The sequence below is a fragment of the Streptomyces atriruber genome, assembly GCF_001418325.1.
Lineage (GTDB): Bacteria > Actinomycetota > Actinomycetes > Streptomycetales > Streptomycetaceae > Streptomyces > Streptomyces atriruber.
Map to the genome: position 1 here is coordinate 93,931 of NZ_LIPN01000164.1, position 15,570 is coordinate 109,500.

Here is a 15,570-nt window from a genome sequence, read left to right on the forward strand (position 1 = left end):
CGTTCTTCCACGTCAGCGCTTGGTCTCCTACGGTTCCCCAGTAACCGCAGGAGACCAAGGACGCCTTGGTCCGACGAGGAGGCACAGCATGACCGTCACCCTGGTGAACCCGCCCGGACTCGTGGAAGTCGACGCCTACCGGCAGGTGTCGGTCGCGACCGGGTCGAGGCTGGTCCACATCGCCGGGCAGGTGTCCTGGGACGCCGAGGGGGTCACGGTCGGCGAGGGCGATCTGGCCGCACAGGTCGAGCAGTGCTACCTCAACGTCGGCACCGCCCTGGCCGGGGTCGGCGGCTCCTACGACGACGTGGCGAAGCTGACCGTCCACGTCGTCGACTGGACCCCCGACAAGATGCCGCTGTTCCTGGAGGGTGTCGCCCGCGCCGCCGCGAAGCTGGGGGTGACCCCGATGGCGCCCGGCACACTGCTCGGGGTCGCGGCCCTGGACGTGCCCGCCCATCTGGTCGAGGTCGAAGCCGTCGCCGTACTCGACTGAGTTCCCGCTCCCGGGCACTGAACCGAACAGGTGTATCTCGGGGCCGCTCATTGGTCCATGCCACTGACGCAGCGCAGGCGGTGGGGCCGCCTCTGGCGAAAACCGGTCCCCGGCGCGCCCTTGACCCGCCTGGACCGGCGCTGACATGCGAAATCCCACTTCCTGGGCATGATTGACGGATCGTCGGAGAGCCGGTACCACTGACGCACGCCCGGCCCCGCACGCCCCGTCACGCTTCATCGGCCCAGGAGTCCCAGGAGGCTGCATTGCGAGGATCCGCCACCGCCCCCAACTCGTCCGCGCGCAGACGAACCGTCAGGACGGCGGGCGCCCTCGCGTCGGCCGGCCTGCTGATTCCGCTGCTCGGCGCGGCCCCGTCCGCGGGCGTTCCCCAACAGGCAGCAGCGGAGCGGCTGCAGGGAGCCTTCGCCGCTGCCGCCGACGAATACCGCGTGCCCCAGAGCGTGCTGCTCGGCGTCGCCTACCTGCAGTCGCGCTGGGACGCGCACGGCGGCGCGGCCAGCGTCACCGGGGGCTACGGCCCCATGCACCTCACCGACGCGCGCACCGCCCTGGCCTCGGCCCCGCACCACAGCGAGGGCACGGAGGACCCGCGCGGCGACACCGCACGCCCGGCGCCGCCGCCGAAGACCGCGGTGCCCGACGAGTCCGGACTCCCCGCCCGCCTCCGGACGCTGCCCCGCGCGGCCGAGCTGTCCGGCCGGTCCGCCGACGAGCTGCGCACCGACCCCGCGGCGAACGTCGAGGGCGGCGCGGCCCTGCTCGCAGCGGCCCAGCGCAAGCTCGGCAAGCCGCTGAGCAGCGACCCCGCCGACTGGTACGGCGCCGTCGCCCGCTTCTCCGGGGCGGACGACGAGGCCACCGCGGCCACGTACGCCAACGACGTCTTCGCCGTGATCCGTGACGGCGAACGGCGCACCACGGACGCGGGCCAGCGCGTGACGCTCGCGCCGGAGCCGGGCCTGGCGCCCGACGCGGCGCAGCTGAAGCGGATGGGCCTGCGCAAGGCGCCCGCCGGTGAGACCGAGTGCCCTAAGACCGTGTCGTGCGAGTGGATTCCCGCGCCGTACGAGGAGTTCAAGGACCCCAACGGCAATCCCGACTACGGCAACCACGACCTGTCGGACCGGCCGAAGAGCCAGAGCATCGACACGATCGTCGTCCACGACACCGAGGGCAGGTGGGAAGGCGTCCTGAACATGGTGCAGGACCCGACCTACGTGTCGTGGCAGTACACCCTGCGCTCCACCGACGGGCACATCGCCCAGCACGTGAAGGCCAAGGACGTGGCCTGGCACGCGGGCAACTGGTACGTGAACGCCAAGTCGATCGGCCTGGAGCACGAGGGCTTCCTCACCGCGCCCGACACCTGGTACACGGAGGCGATGTACCGCTCGTCGGCGCGGCTGGTGAAGTACCTCGCGAAGAAGTACGACATCCCGCTGGACCGGCAGCACGTCCTCGGCCACGACAACGTCCAGGGCACGGTGACGTCGTCGATCCCGGGCATGCACACGGACCCGGGCCCGTACTGGGACTGGCAGCACTACTTCACGCTGCTCGGCAAGCCGTTCCACCGCACGGCGGGTCCGGACGGCGGAGTGGTGACGGTGGCGCCCGAGTACTCCAAGAACCAGCCGGAGTACACGGGTTGCGTGAAGCCCGGCGAGAAGTGCGTGCCGCACGGCTCGGCGGCGGTGCGCGTCCACACCGAGCCGCGTGACGACGCGCCGCTCATCAAGGACATCGGCAAGCGCCCCGGCGGCCAGGACTCCACGATCGACGTGAACGACACGGGTGCGCGGCTCTCCACCGGCCAGCAGTACGCGGTCGCCGAGCGCCGGGGCGACTGGACGGCCGTCTGGTACCTCGGCCAGAAGGCCTGGTTCAAGAATCCGAAGAAGCAGCCCACCGCGGTCGACGCGAAGGGCCTGGTGCTGACGCCGAAGGCCGGGGCGAGCGAGGTCCCGGTGTACGGGCGGGCCTACCCCGAGAAGGAGGCCTACCCGGCAGGCGTGCCGGTCCAGACGGTCTCGCCGCTGCCGTACAAGATCCTCGCGGGTCAGAAGTACGTCGTCGGCGACAAGGTCCCGGGCGAGTACTTCTACTCCCCGACGTTCGACACCGCACCGCACAAGGTGGTGCGCGGCAAGGACATGTACTACGTGATCCAGTACGGGCACCGCGTCGGCTATGTGCGGGCGGCCGATGTCCAGGTGGCGCGGTCGGGTTCCTGACCTCGCCGGAATGAGTCGGGTCCGGGTCTGCGTGGGGGCAGGCCCGGACCCGACGTACGATCCGGAGCGACCCGAAGCGCGCGGTGGGGCTCCTCTGCCGCGTCGAACTCGCGCCCGGCGCGGACGGGGTCACCGAGTCCGGTGGGTCCACGTCAGACGTCGCCCGGGTGCCCCTGGCCGGCCTGGACGAGTCGGTGTTGTCCCCGGCCGCCCGCGACGGGCTCGGGATGGTCGGTGTGCGTGTCTGACGGGGCTTCCCGGTGGAGGTCTCTGCGCGCCTGGTTGCTGATGGCCAGGAGGAGCGCGATGAGCAGCCAGTTGGCGACCATGGACGAGCCGCCCTGGGCGAGGAACGGGAGGGCCTTGCCGGTGAACGGCATCAGGCCGGTCACTCCCGCCACGATGATGAACACCTGGAACGCGAGCACCACGGACAGACCTGCGGCGAGCAGCTTCCCGAAGGGGTTGCCGCAGGTGATGGCCGTGCGGAAGCCGCGTGCGACGAGCAGGGTGTAGAGCAGCAGTACCGCCATGACCCCGGCCAGGCCGAGCTCCTCGCCGACGGTGGTGAGAATGAAGTCGCTGCGCCCTGCGAAGCCGATGAGTTCGGGGTGCCCCTGCCCCAGGCCGCTGCCCGTGACGCCGCCGCTGCCGAAGCCGAAGAGCGCCTCCGCGGCCTGGTCGGAGATCAGACCCGGCGGGCGCTGATCGGGCGGCAGGTAGATGTCGAAGGGGTGCAGCCAGGCCATGATCCGGCCCTTGACGTGCGGTTCGGTGGTGCCGACGGCGATCGCTCCCACCAGGGTCATGGCGATCCCGCACGCCACCCAGTTGGTGCGTTCGGTCGCGATGTAGAGCATGGCGACGAAGACGCCGAAGAACAGCAGTGACGTGCCCAGGTCGCGTTCGAAGACCAGCACCAGCAGGCTCAGGAGCCACACCGCGGCGATCGGGCCGATCTGTCGGCCGTAGGGCAGCGTCATGCCGAGCATCCGGCGGCCGGTGCAGGACAGTGCGTCGCGGTTGAGCACCAGGAAGCCCGCGAAGAACACCACGATGCTGATCTTCGCGAACTCGCCCGGCTGGAAGGAGAGCGGACCGAGGTGGACCCAGCGCTTGGCGCCGTAGGTGTCTCCGGGGAAGAACGCGGGCGCCATCAGCAGGGCCATGGAGGCCGCCATGGTGACGTAGAGGTAGCGCTGCAGCTGCCGGTAGTCCCGCAGGACCCACAGCACGACGATCGTGGCGGCCACCGCCAGGACGGTCCAGACGAGCTGGCCGCCGCTCGCGGGTGCCGAGTCGAAGCGCGCGGCGTAGGCCGGGTCCAGGCGTTGGATCAGGACGAGGCCGAGGCCGGTGAGGAGGAAGGCGAGCGGCAGGATGAGCGGGTCGGCGTGCGGCGCGAACCTGCGGACGGCCAAGTGGGCCGCTGCGGCCAGACAGACCTGGGAGACGGCGAAGTGGGGCAGGTGGGAGGGCAGGCCGCCCGTCATGGCGAGCCCGGCGGACGCGTAGCCGTAGATGATGACGGCGAGGGCGAACGTGAGCATCAGCGCCTCGGTGCGCCGGGCGCCGAGCCCCTCGGGGCTCGCGTCCCGGGCGTTCAGTCCACGCACGGCACACCACCTCCGGCGACCTTCGGGGTGCTGTCGTCGGACTTCTCCTCGGCCTTACCGTCCTTCCCGCCCTTTCCGTCGGCCTTGTGTGCGGAGGAGCCGGTGCGGCCCGAGTGCGCGCCCTGTCCCGTCTGTTCCTGCACCCTGCGGCGCACCAGGTCGCGGTCGACGATGTTCACGTCCTCGCCGTTGTGCTTGGCGAAGCTCTCCACCGGCAGGGTCGTGAACTCCACCTTGCCGCCGGTGAGGTTCTTGGCCTGCTGGACGAAGGAGAAGACGCCCCAGCCCTCGTCGAGGACGACGTTGTCCTTGGCCACGTTCTTCAGGTCGAGCAGCCGCGTGGGGCTGGTCAGGGTGCCGACGCTGTTCACCTGGTGCAGGGCGGAGGCGAGGAACGCCTGCTGGCGGCGGGTGCGGTCCAGATCGCCCCGCTCCAGTCCGTGGCGCTGGCGGACGAACGCGAGTGCCTGCTGCCCGTCGAGCTCCTGCTTGCCCGCCGGGAAGTCGGCCCCCGAGTAGCGGTCCTTGACCGCGTGGTTGAGGCACACCTCGACGCCGTCCAGGGCGTCGGCCAGGCGGTAGAAGCCCGAGAGGCTGACCTCGGCGAAGTGGTCGATGGGGATGCCCAGGAAGTCGCGCACGGTCCGGATCTGCGCCTGCCTGCCCGCCTCCCTGCCCTCGTGCTCCAGCTTGCGTCCGTCCGTGACTCCCTCGCCGCGCAGCTTGGTCTCCGCCGCCGCCTTCGCGAGGCCGTACGCCTTCTTGATCTTGTCCTGGCCATGACCGGGTATGTCGACGAGGTCGTCGCGCGGGATGGAGAAGCCCTTGGCCTTGCCGCCGTCGGCCGGTACGTGCAGCAGGATCAGCGTGTTGGCGTTGTAGCCGCCGATGTCGGAACTCCCGGCGTGCAGCTTCTTCAGTACGTCGCCGGGGAGCTCCTCGCCGTTCTGGTCCTTGCGTGTGTCGAGGCCCATGAGCAGGATGTTCGTCGAGCCGTCCTTCGACTTGGGCGCGTCGGCGCCGAGGGCGGCCGAGGAGCCGATGCTGTCGAGCTCGCGGTACAGGTACCAGGCCGCGGCGCCGCCGCAGAGCACGAGGACGGCGGTGAGGACCAGCAGCGTGCGGCCCAGCCGCGCCCTTCGCGAGAGGCCGCGCGCGGGCGACTGCCGGCGGCGCGCGCGATGTCGTCGGGAGCGAGGGCTGACGGCTCGGTGCTGAGGCATGGGGACGATCCTGAACGCCCTTTCCTGAGCGGATCCTGAGGAACCGGAAGAGGTCTTCAGGAAGGGGCACGGATCGGAGCCGGTCGGTCTGTCGGTCCGATCAGGAACGGGCTGGTGAGTCCGCCGTCGGCAGCCGCAGGACCAGACGTGCGCCGCGCTCGCTCGGCGCCACCGCCAGGCTCCCGCCGTGGGCCCGGGCGATCTCGCGTGCGATGGCGAGGCCGAGCCCCGTGCCGCCGCTGGCCCGGTTGCGGTCCGCCTCCAGCCGCGTGAAGCGGTTGAAGACCTCCTCCGTCGCCTCGGGCGGGATGCCCGGCCCGTCGTCGACCACTTCGAGCAGCGCCGTGCCGGTCGCGCGGTCCGTCGCGGTGATGACGCGCACCTCGGAGTCGGCGAACCGCTGGGCGTTGTCGAGGAGGTTCGCGAGCAGCCGCTCCAGCTGCCCGGGGTCGGCGCGTACGAGGACCGGGTCGTCGGCCTGGACGAGCACCAGCGGCACCCGTGCCGAACGGCGCCGGGCGATCTTCTCGGCCGCGAGCAGCGACAGGTCGACGAGCTCCGCGCTCTGCGGCTGCTGTGCGTCGAGACGGGCGAGGAGCAGCAGGTCGGCGGCGATCCGCTCCAGTCGTACGGTGGAGTCGAAGGCCTGCCCGAGGGAGGCGGCCGTGGCGGGGTCGGGCTTGTTGAGGAGGGCCAGTTCGAGCTCGGCGCGCGCGGCGGCGATGGGGTTGCGCAGCTCGTGCGAGGCGTCGGCGACGAACTGGCGCTGTCGGATGACGGAGTCCTCCAGGCGTTCCAGGGTGTCGTTGACGGTCTCGGCGAGCCGGGTGATCTCGTCCCGGCCGGCGGGTGCGGGGACGCGGCGGCTGAGCCGGTCCGCGGTGACGGCGACGAGTTCCCTGCGGATGGACTCGACGGGCCGCAGCGCGGCACCGGTCACGGACCAGGCGATGACTCCGGTGAGCAGGACGACCAGCGGGCCGCCGACCAGGACGGTGACGCCGAGCGCCCGTTGGGCGTCGGCCACGGCGTCGAGCACGGTCAGCGCGTAGACGTAGAGGTCGCCGTCGGGCGAAGGGGTGCGGACGACGGCGACGACGCTGGTGTGGCTGGCCAGCGCGGGGGCGGGCGCGAAGTCGCGCACCGCCGAGTCCTCTCCGGCCCCGGGGCGGAAACCCGCGAGGACGGCGGCGCGGGCGGCGGGGTGGGGGGCGGTGCTGGCCAGTGGGCGGCCCTGGCCGTCCAGGACGAGCACGGCGTCCACGCCGCCGTCGGGCTCCGGCATGTCGCCGCTCGGGCGCCCCGGCCCGGCCGCGATGTCCGCGGCGGCCTGCCGGGCGGCGAGTTCGGTGCGGGCGCCCGCGTTGTCGATCAGGTTGCCGCGCAGGGTGACGTACAGCCAGCCGCCGCCGATGGAGAGGGCCACGACCATGATGAGGACGGCCGCGGCGGTGGCACGGGCCCGCAGGGTGCGGGGCATGCGGGGGCGGAACCTGCGGACCCCTTCAGGGGAGATGCGGACCCGGTCACGGAACATCGGGAGCCAGCCGGTAGCCGATGCCCCGCACGGTGCGGATCGTGTGCCGCCCGAAGGGCGCGTCGACCTTCTTGCGCAGCGAGCTCACGTACACCTCGACGATGTTGGGGTCGAGATCGGACGGCGAGTCCCACACCTCGTCGAGGATGTCCTGCTTGGAGACCGCGCCGCCGTCCGCGGCGAGCAGGCAGCCGAGCACCTCGACCTCCCGCGCGGTCAGCTCGACCGTCTGCTCGCCCCGCTTGCAGAGCCGGGCGACGACGTCGAGCGTCAGGTCGCCGACCTGAAGGGTCGCGGGCCGGTCGCGGCCGGCCCGGCGGCCGAGGGCGCGCAGCCTGGCGAGCAGCACGACGAGCGAGAACGGCTTGGTCAGGTAGTCGTCCGCGCCCGCGTCGAGTCCGTCGGCCTCGTCGTACTCGCTGTCCTTGGCGGTGAGGATCAGGACGAGGGCGTGTTCGTCATGGGTGCGCAGCCTGCGGCAGACCTCCAGGCCGCTGAGTCCCGGCAGCATCAGGTCCAGCACGATCACGTCGTAGCCACCGGTCAGTGCCAGCTCCAGCCCCGTGTGCCCGTCGTGGGCGACGTCCACCCAGTGGCCGTCCGAGGAGATGGCCCGGCGCAGGGTGTCGGCGAGTGCGTGCTCGTCTTCGATGACCAGGATCTTCACGGTTCAAATATCACATATCTCGTAAATAAGACGCGGACCTCTCACCCTACGCGGCCGTTCCTGAGCCCTGGCTGAGGAACCTGAAGCTGAAGAGGGCCTCAGGTCGCTCAGGTTGCTTTCAGGGCTCCGGCGCGATCGTTGGGGGACGGCGCGAGGAACGCGCTGCCCGAGGATGTGAGGAGGTGGTCGTTGTGCTCTACGGCGACCCTCCCAGTCGCGCGTCCCGCTGCTCCACGCGTGTCGTCACCGCTGGACAGCCGCGGCGTACCGCCGCCTGACGCAAGCACCCCTGTTCACCCGTCCCCGGGCCCTGCACCGCGCGGCGTCCCCCGCGCCGTGCCGTCGTGCCCGCAAGACCTTCCGGGTACTCCCATGTCCAGACTCCGTCAGTTTCCCTCCCGCGGCGCCGTGCGTGTCGCCCGTATGCGCCCCGTCGACGTCCTCGTCCTGCTGGGCGTCGTCGCGGTCTTCTTTCTCGTGGCCCGGGTCGGCGCCTCGACCGACCAGCCCTTCGACGTCGACGCGCCCCCGGTCGTCTCCACCGATCCGGGCGAGCTGCCCTACTACGCGGCGCGCTCCCTCCTGCGGATGTTCGTCGGCCTCGTGCCCGCCGTGCTCTTCACCTTCGTCTTCGGCACCTGGGCGGCCCGCTCACGGCGCGCGGCGAAGGTCATCGTGCCGGCCATCGACATCCTGCAGTCGGTGCCGGTCCTGACCTTCCTGAGCATCACCGTCACCGGTTTCATCGCGATGTTCCCCGGCTCCACCCTGGGGCTCGAACTCGCCTCGGTCTTCGCCGTGTTCACCGCGCTGGTGTGGAACATGGCGATGGCCTTCTACCAGTCCCTCATCACCCAGTCCAAGGAGCTGGACGAGGCGGCCCGGCTGATGCGCCTCACCCGTTGGCAGCGGTTCTGGAAGGTGGACGTGCCCAGCGGCATGATCGCCCAGGTCTGGAACGGCATGATCAGCTTCGGTGCCGCGTGGTTCGCGCTGTCCGCCTCCGAGACGATCAGCGTCAACGGCAGCGACAACGGCCTGCCCGGCGTGGGCTCCTATGTGGCGCAGGCCCTGGACAACGGTGAGGGCCTGCGGGTCGCGCTCGCCGTCGTCGTCATGATCGCGATGGTCGTGTCGGTGAACTTCTTGTTCTGGCGGCCCGTCACCGCATGGGCGGAGCGGTTCCGCACCGAGGACTGCGAGATCGCCGAGCAGCCCCGCAGCTGGTTCCTCGACCTGCTGCGCCGCTCCACAGTGCCCGCGCTGCTCGGCCGGATGCTGCGTCCGGCCGGTGAGCGTCTGGACCGCGCCATGCGCGTCCTCGGCACCAGCCCCGGGCGGCTGCACCACGACCCGGTCCGCCGCAGGCGCGCCGACGTCGCCTTCTACGTGCTCTATACGGCGGCGGTCGCGGCCGTCCTCTGGCAGGCCTGCACGTACATCCTCGACAACGTCCCGGTCGGCGAGATCGGGCACGCGGCGTGGCTCGCGCTGATCACGTACGGCCGCGTCATGATCCTCGTGGTGTTCTCCACGCTCGTCTGGGTGCCGATCGGTGCCTGGATCGGCATGAACCCGAAGGTCAACCGGATCGCCCAGCCGATCGTCCAGGTCCTCGCCTCCTTTCCGTCCAACTTCCTCTTCCCGCTCGCCGTCGTGGTGCTCGGCGCCTCCGGCATCTCCCTCAACTGGGGGGCCATCGCCCTGATGGCACTGGGCGCCCAGTGGTACGTCCTGTTCAACGTGATCGCCGGTGCCAGCTCCATCCCCGGCGATCTGCGCGAGGCCTCCGACGACCTGGGGCTGCGCGGCTGGCTGCGCTGGAAGAAGTTCGTGCTGCCCGCGGTCTTCCCCTCGTACACGACCGGTGCGCTGGCCGCGTCCGGCGGCGCCTGGAACGCCTCCATCCCCGGCGAGCTCGTCAGCTACGGCACGACGACGCTGACCGCCGTCGGCATCGGCGCCTACATCACCCGGGCCACGGAGTCGGGCGACTTCGCCCGCAACTTCCTCGGCGCCGTCCTCATGAGCGTCTACGTCGTCATCATCAACCGGCTTCTCTGGCGGCGCCTGTACCGCTTCGCGCAGAAGCGCTGCGCGTCGTGACCGCGCGCCGCGGGCTCCGGACCCGCAGGTTCCGGGCCGCCGCGCACCGGTCGCGCGCGCTCCGAATACACCACTGCCACCGCCTCACCGCCTCGTCGCCGAGGAGCGATTCCATGAACACCGCTGCCCCCACCACCACCGTCGCCACCACGGCCCCCGCCGTCGCCGACACCCCGGTCATCACCGTCCGCGGACTGCACAAGCACTTCTCCTCCCCCACCGGCGGCGTGCTGCCGGTCCTCAAGGACATCGACCTGACCCTGCACGAGGGCGAGATCGTCGCCCTCCTCGGCAAGTCCGGTTCCGGCAAGTCGACCCTGCTGCGCCACATCGCAGGGCTCCTCGCCCCGTCCGCGGGGACGGTCCACTACCGCGGCACGGCCGTGACCGGCCCCAACCCGGGCACGGCCATGCTCTTCCAGTCCTTCGCCCTCATGCCGTGGCTCACGGTGCAGCAGAACGTCGAACTCGGCCTGCAGGCACAGGGCGTCGAGCCCGTCGCCCGTCGCCGTCGGACGCTCGCGGCCATCGACATGGTCGGCCTCGACGGCTTCGAGAACGCCTACCCCAAGGAGCTCTCGGGCGGCATGCGCCAGCGGGTCGGTTTCGCCCGTGCCCTGGTCGTCGAACCGGACGTGCTGCTGATGGACGAGCCGTTCTCCGCCCTGGACGTGCTGACCGCGCAGACCCTGCGCAACGAGCTCCTCGCACTGCTCACCCGCCCCGAAAGCCCCACGCGCACCGCCCTGCTGGTCACCCACTCCATCGAGGAGGCCGTCCAGCTCGCCGACCGCATCCTGATCCTCGACACCGACCCCGGCACCATCCAGGTCGAACTGCGGGTGGACCTCCCGCGCCCCCGCAACCGCCGCACCCGCGGATTCGAGGCGCTCATCGAGGACGCGTACGAGTGCCTGACCGGCGAACGGGCCGAACTTCCGCCCACCCTCGACACGCACGACCCCCTCCGCGCGGCGGCTCCCCTGCCGCACGCCGACCTGGAGCGGCTCACCGGGCTCCTCGAAGAGCTCGACGGCCGGGGCGGCGCGGTGGAACTCCCCGCGCTGGCCGACGCGCTGTCGTACGAGGTCGACGACCTGATGCCGTTGGTGGAGGCCGCGAAGACGCTCGCCTACGCCAGGATCAGGTCCGGCGAGCTGCGGCTGACCACCACCGGCAGCGGCTTCGCCGACGCCGACATCCTCACCCGCAAGCGCCTCTTCGCCGCCGCCGTCCTCGCCAACGTCCCGCTCGTCGCCACCATCCGCACGCTCCTCATGGCGTCCGACAGCGGGCGCCTGCGGGAGCACCACATCACCGACCGGCTGCGCGCGGGCTTCTCCGAGCACACCGCGCGGCAGCAGCTCGGCATCGCCGTCACCTGGGGCCGTTACGCCGAGCTCTTCGAGTACGACGCCCGGGACGGCGTCCTGCTGCTGCCGCGCGAGGACCACACGGCGGGAGACGACCGATGACCTCACGCGATTCCCTGCGGACCGCCGCCACCCTGGTGGCCGTCGCCGCCGTCCTGCTGGCCGCGGTCACCACCGCGGCCCCCGGGACCGCCCACTTCCTCTGCGGCCTGCTGCTCGGAGCCTCGGTGACGGCGGTGGCGTTCGCCCTGGCGGGCTGGGGCGTCGCCTGCCGACGCACGGGCGGCGGCGACTTCCGCGGCGACTTCACCGGCGATCTCTGAGAGCCCGTCCTCAACCCCCTGTTGATCTCGTACACGAGCCACAGTGGAGGGCTCGGCGCGCATCGGGCTCTCCGTCCGCAGTGACTCAGCGGCGGGCTTTGCGGAGAGCTTTCGGGCGCTCCGAGCGCCGTGTCGGTACGCCTTTGCGGTGCGGTTCGGCGGGCGGATGCTGCCGGTACCGGGCGGGCCGGGGTTCCCCTTCACGGCCACGGGTGCCGTGCTCCAGCCTGGCAGAGGGTGGGTGTGCTGCCCAGTTCGGAGATGGTCGGCAACGTCAACGTGGACCGGTACGAGCAGATCGTGGAGAGGCTGCGCGAGGCCGTCGAGAAGTTCGAGAAGTTGTCGAAGAGTTCGTTCATCATCGGCGACGGTGCGCTGGAAGTCGTCCCGATGCAGGATCACGGCGGCCGGTCGGTGCGGGACGGCCTGTTCGGGGTGTCGGCATGGCTGCACCGGCTGTCGGAAGACGTCAACGTTCCCTGCAACACCCTGAAGTCGTAGCGGTGGGTGGCCAGCCGGTGGCCTGAGCAGCACCGATGTTCTGGAGTGGCGTTCAGTACGCACCAGACCCTGGCCGCGATCTCTGACGACGAGGAACGGTGGGCGGCGATCAAGAACCCGCCGCTGGACGAGCGGACCGGCAAACGGCGGTGGGCACCGGAGACTGCCCGGCAGCGGGTCGGCTACCACGGGCCGGGCCCGAGACGGCGCAGGAGAAGATCGAGGCCGTGCACGACCTGGTCGCCGACGAGCAGGCTGCCGCGCAGGTGGCGACCGATCTTCTGCGGCGTCCATCGGTGGCGTTCAAGGCCATGACCGGCGACACCGCCCGGCACCAGGTAGATCACGCGCAGGTCGAGCAGTCCCGCCTGCTGCGCGAGGCCCACGAGCAGCAACTCGAAGGCGCCGAGGAACCGTTCGAGCCGACCGTGCGGCGGATCAACCACGCTCTGGAGTTCTTGGGACCGTGAGCACGCGGCAGCGATCTTCCGAGCGCTCGTGCAGACCCGCCCGGCAGGTCTCCACATGCCTCAGTTGCTGCGGGCCACCGAACTCACCCGCAGCCAAATGCAGTCCGGCATGGCAATGATGCGCGACATCATCACGCAGAAGGGCTGACCACCGGTGATCTACACCAGAGCAGAAAGGCAGGCTCTGCCACATGAGACGGGCCGCGGCCGAAGCCGGCGGCCCGTCCCTTTGCTGCCCAGAGATCAGCCCAGGATCGCTTCGTCACCCCTGGCCCGCCGTAGGACCATCGTCGCCGCGGCGACAGCCCCGAGGGCCTGCGCGGAAGCGCTCACATGGTCCGGCGGAAGAACTGCCGCAGCGCCGACCACAACCACGCCGACGAGCATGAACTTGAGGCGGGGCTTGCGGTGGAGGGGGTGGCGAGAGTCTTCACGGGATTTCGGCGTCAGCACAGTTGGCGTCCTACCTGCCGCATACGGCGGTCCGGCCACCAGACACCTCAGGTGCCTGCCCGGTAGAAGTGCCCGGTGGCTACTGGGAGTTAGTCCTTTCGAGTTTGCTGATGTTCTTGCCTCCACGGCAGGGGGGCGAGACAATCCGCGCTGATACGCATGAATCGCGAGACTTGACCCACCGGAGCCTGTGCCTCGTCGCCCTACGCCACTGAGCCCAGAAGACGGCCCCCGCGCCCGTTTCGCGATCGCCTTACGGCAACTGCGTGACGACGCAGGCTTCGACGCGCCACCCGTAGACGTCATTGCGGCGCGGTACAACGTCGCGAGGTCGTCGCTGCACCACGCTATGCGGGGGCAGCGGATCCCGACGGTTCCCGTCCTTGCGGCACTGGTCCGCGCTTGGGGCGGTGACGAGGGCTGGTGGCTTCGCTTCAGGACAGCGACAGAAGAAGAGCTGGAGCGCGAGCGGCTCGCGGTGAATACGGGACTTCATATAGGAGAAGACCTGCGCGCGAGGAAGTCGTTTGCGAGTGACGAAGAGTCGCTGCTCAGACTGGCACAAGCAGGCGATCCTGCCCCGTCCGACATGCTTGACGTGTTCCTGTCTTCGGGGATTCCGCTCCCGGCCTACGTGGATCATGAGGTTCGGGAGTTGCAGAGGCGGTGCCGGGAGGCTGCCGACATGGCGAACCGGGAAGCGTCGGCGGCGGAATGGGCGGAGCTGTATCAACGCGCAGGGGCGCCGGACATCCGCACCGTCGCTGGTTATGCGGGCTTGTCCCTCCTCGAGGTTCGTGCGGTCCTGGCAGCTCGCGTCGATCCCGTCGAGGACCGCGAGACGGTGGAGAAAGTGTTCGCCGTCCTTCAGGGAAGGTGAGCGAGGTCGAGGTGGGTCATGCTCGGCCGCTCGACGTCCATATGTGCCGTCAGGATCTTCGTGGCACCTGCTCCGGGCCCATGGGCGACGGTCTACCGTCATGAACCGTTTGACGGTGTGAGTGGGCTGCGCGGAATATCCACCAGTGGTTGCCAGGGGGCGTCGGAGTGTCGCGTAACCGGCGAGCAGGCCGCACGCGGCCCTGAGCAGCCGGCGTTCGATGCCGCCGAGCGGCCGCTGTGCCGCATCGTTCATGTTCAACAATCCATCTCCGCAGGGCGTACGGATTGGCCTCTCACACGGGTGAGCCGTGTTGTGCGGCTGCGTGGAGCACAAACCATGTGACAAACCGCGTCCCCGCACCACCAAGACCAGGCTCACAGATCCGGGGGGGGCAAGAGGGATCCAGGTCCGAGCTTGGTCTGTGGAGCTGGCCGCTCCGAGAGCCTGGACGGTCGGCGCAGCGACTACTCAAGACGGTCACTGTTGTCGCGCGCATTCCGGGGGCTACGTGGGGACACCGAGATCGAGCGAATGACCCGCAGCCAGCGGGCCAGGAGGTAGAGACAACCGCCCAGCCCTGCACAGGTCTGCCATTCACCGGCAACTACCGCGTGAAGGCCATCTGTTCTGACCAGGTAGGTGGCGGAGATCGCCACGGCAACGGTGATGGCGAGGTTGAGCCGCTTGTCGGTGGACAGCACCCACTCCACCGGCCGCCACAGCTGGGCCGCACCATCGGCCGTGCGCATGCACAAGGCCGCGATCAGAAACCCCAGGGCTGCCCGGTAGCGCTGATGTGACGTCAGCCTTGCTCCGGTCACCGGGTTGTCGCCCTCCAGGTGAGCCAGCCATTCACCGTACAGGTGAGATCGCCCCGGCCCCGCGAGGTGGACCGCGGCGGCGGTGACCGCCGTGGTCAGACGTGCTGTCACGCGGGCGCCCAATGTGTAGAGGGGGCGGCCGTTTCGCGTAGTACTGCACCACCACGCCCAATGCTGGCGGACGGACCGATACAGACACCAGATTCCTGGCAGCAGGCCCAGCCACGCTGCCAGCGGCCAATCGGTCGACACGCCGAAGACGGCGATCAGGCACGCCGTGCCGACACTCCGGCCCCAGATCTTCAGGATCATCAGATCTGGCCCCACAAGGGGATGGGATGGGAAAGCCGTCGCCGGAGCGATCGCTGTGCCAAGAGTTGCTGCACCTGCGCGCGTCCGTCCGTGGTCAGCACGTGGAAGCGGCGTGGCGGCCTGCTCGGATGCGGCGTGGTCTCATTCCAGCTGGTGACCCACCCCAGCTTGGACAGACGATCCAGCACGGGATAGACGGTGCTTGAGCCGAGATCTGCCCTAACGCAGATCTTCAACCCCCAAGTCGGCTCATCGTGCGTCGCGTTGAGAAGCTCGTTGAGAACGCCGATGGTTGCTTGCGTCAGACGAAGCGGTGCCATGTTTCTCAGTGGAGCACCGGGAAGAGCGTGTGTCGAGTACGAGTTTCGCTGACAAGGGCGAAACGGGCATCAGATCTCGTATCCCCCTCCGAGTTCCGGCGTTCCTTGCGAGATCAGGACCTTCGCCCCGCCGTCCTCGTGACCACCGCCGTGTCCTTCTCCGGGCGCCACCTCGTCGAGCTCGGCCTGTCCAGGTCGCGCTGCTCTTCTC

13 protein-coding genes and 1 pseudogene are annotated in these 15,570 nt (G+C 70.1%); 8 read left to right on the plus strand and 6 right to left on the minus strand.

Annotation, left to right across the window (positions count from 1 at the left end; translation table 11 throughout):
* The first annotated feature begins 88 nt into the window (after positions 1 to 88).
* A complete protein-coding gene (locus AOK03_RS18445; protein ID WP_055566381.1) occupies positions 89 to 496 on the plus strand; it encodes a RidA family protein in 408 nt (135 codons plus the stop codon).
* Positions 497 to 762: 266 nt separating this feature from the next.
* Positions 763 to 2,754 (plus strand): N-acetylmuramoyl-L-alanine amidase, encoded by a 1,992-nt coding sequence (locus tag AOK03_RS18450; protein ID WP_055566382.1) that lies wholly within the window; start codon positions 763 to 765, stop codon positions 2,752 to 2,754.
* Positions 2,755 to 2,906: 152 nt separating this feature from the next.
* Here the strand turns inward: AOK03_RS18450 and AOK03_RS18455 are convergent, their stop codons facing one another.
* The 4 genes from AOK03_RS18455 to AOK03_RS18470 form a co-directional block, all read right to left on the minus strand.
* Positions 2,907 to 4,304, minus strand: a complete 1,398-nt coding sequence (locus AOK03_RS18455; RefSeq protein WP_079074815.1) for an FtsW/RodA/SpoVE family cell cycle protein — start codon at positions 4,302 to 4,304, stop codon at positions 2,907 to 2,909.
* A 53-nt stretch (positions 4,305 to 4,357) separates the two neighbouring features.
* Positions 4,358 to 5,593, minus strand: a complete 1,236-nt coding sequence (locus AOK03_RS18460; protein ID WP_107098025.1) for an LCP family protein — start codon at positions 5,591 to 5,593, stop codon at positions 4,358 to 4,360.
* Positions 5,594 to 5,693: 100 nt separating this feature from the next.
* Complete coding sequence (locus tag AOK03_RS18465; protein WP_055566383.1) at positions 5,694 to 7,073, minus strand: sensor histidine kinase; 1,380 nt, start codon at positions 7,071 to 7,073, stop codon at positions 5,694 to 5,696.
* A 46-nt stretch (positions 7,074 to 7,119) separates the two neighbouring features.
* Positions 7,120 to 7,797 (minus strand): response regulator transcription factor, encoded by a 678-nt coding sequence (locus tag AOK03_RS18470; protein WP_055566384.1) that lies wholly within the window; start codon positions 7,795 to 7,797, stop codon positions 7,120 to 7,122.
* Between the two features lie 372 nt (positions 7,798 to 8,169).
* On the opposite strand from AOK03_RS18470, the gene AOK03_RS18475 reads away from it, so the two are divergent.
* The 6 genes and pseudogenes from AOK03_RS18475 to AOK03_RS18505 all read left to right on the plus strand — a co-directional run bounded on the left by AOK03_RS18475 (position 8,170) and on the right by AOK03_RS18505 (position 13,903).
* Positions 8,170 to 9,903, plus strand: coding sequence for an ABC transporter permease (locus AOK03_RS18475; protein ID WP_055566385.1), 1,734 nt, complete (start codon positions 8,170 to 8,172; stop codon positions 9,901 to 9,903).
* 113 nt (positions 9,904 to 10,016) lie between these two features.
* Complete coding sequence (locus AOK03_RS18480) at positions 10,017 to 11,378, plus strand: ABC transporter ATP-binding protein (RefSeq protein ID WP_055566386.1); 1,362 nt, start codon at positions 10,017 to 10,019, stop codon at positions 11,376 to 11,378.
* Positions 11,375 to 11,599, plus strand: a complete 225-nt coding sequence (locus AOK03_RS18485; protein ID WP_055566387.1) for a hypothetical protein — start codon at positions 11,375 to 11,377, stop codon at positions 11,597 to 11,599. The genes AOK03_RS18480 and AOK03_RS18485 overlap by 4 nt, the downstream gene beginning before the upstream one ends.
* 243 nt (positions 11,600 to 11,842) lie before the next feature.
* On the plus strand, positions 11,843 to 12,100 hold the full coding sequence (locus AOK03_RS18490) for a hypothetical protein (protein WP_055566388.1): 258 nt from the start codon (positions 11,843 to 11,845) through the stop codon (positions 12,098 to 12,100).
* 45 nt (positions 12,101 to 12,145) lie between these two features.
* Positions 12,146 to 12,570 (plus strand): annotated as a pseudogene (locus AOK03_RS45200) (DUF6192 family protein).
* 802 nt (positions 12,571 to 13,372) lie between these two features.
* On the plus strand, positions 13,373 to 13,903 hold the full coding sequence (locus AOK03_RS18505) for a hypothetical protein (RefSeq protein WP_055566391.1): 531 nt from the start codon (positions 13,373 to 13,375) through the stop codon (positions 13,901 to 13,903).
* A gap of 467 nt (positions 13,904 to 14,370) precedes the next feature.
* On the opposite strand, the gene AOK03_RS18510 is transcribed toward AOK03_RS18505, so the two are convergent.
* The gene (locus tag AOK03_RS18510; protein WP_055566392.1) at positions 14,371 to 15,039 is read right to left on the minus strand and encodes a hypothetical protein; all 669 of its coding nucleotides are present in this window, start codon (positions 15,037 to 15,039) and stop codon (positions 14,371 to 14,373) included.
* Positions 15,039 to 15,359, minus strand: coding sequence for a PadR family transcriptional regulator (locus tag AOK03_RS40985; protein WP_079074806.1), 321 nt, complete (start codon positions 15,357 to 15,359; stop codon positions 15,039 to 15,041). Before AOK03_RS40985 ends, AOK03_RS18510 begins: the two co-directional genes overlap by 1 nt.
* Positions 15,360 to 15,570: the final 211 nt, after the last annotated feature.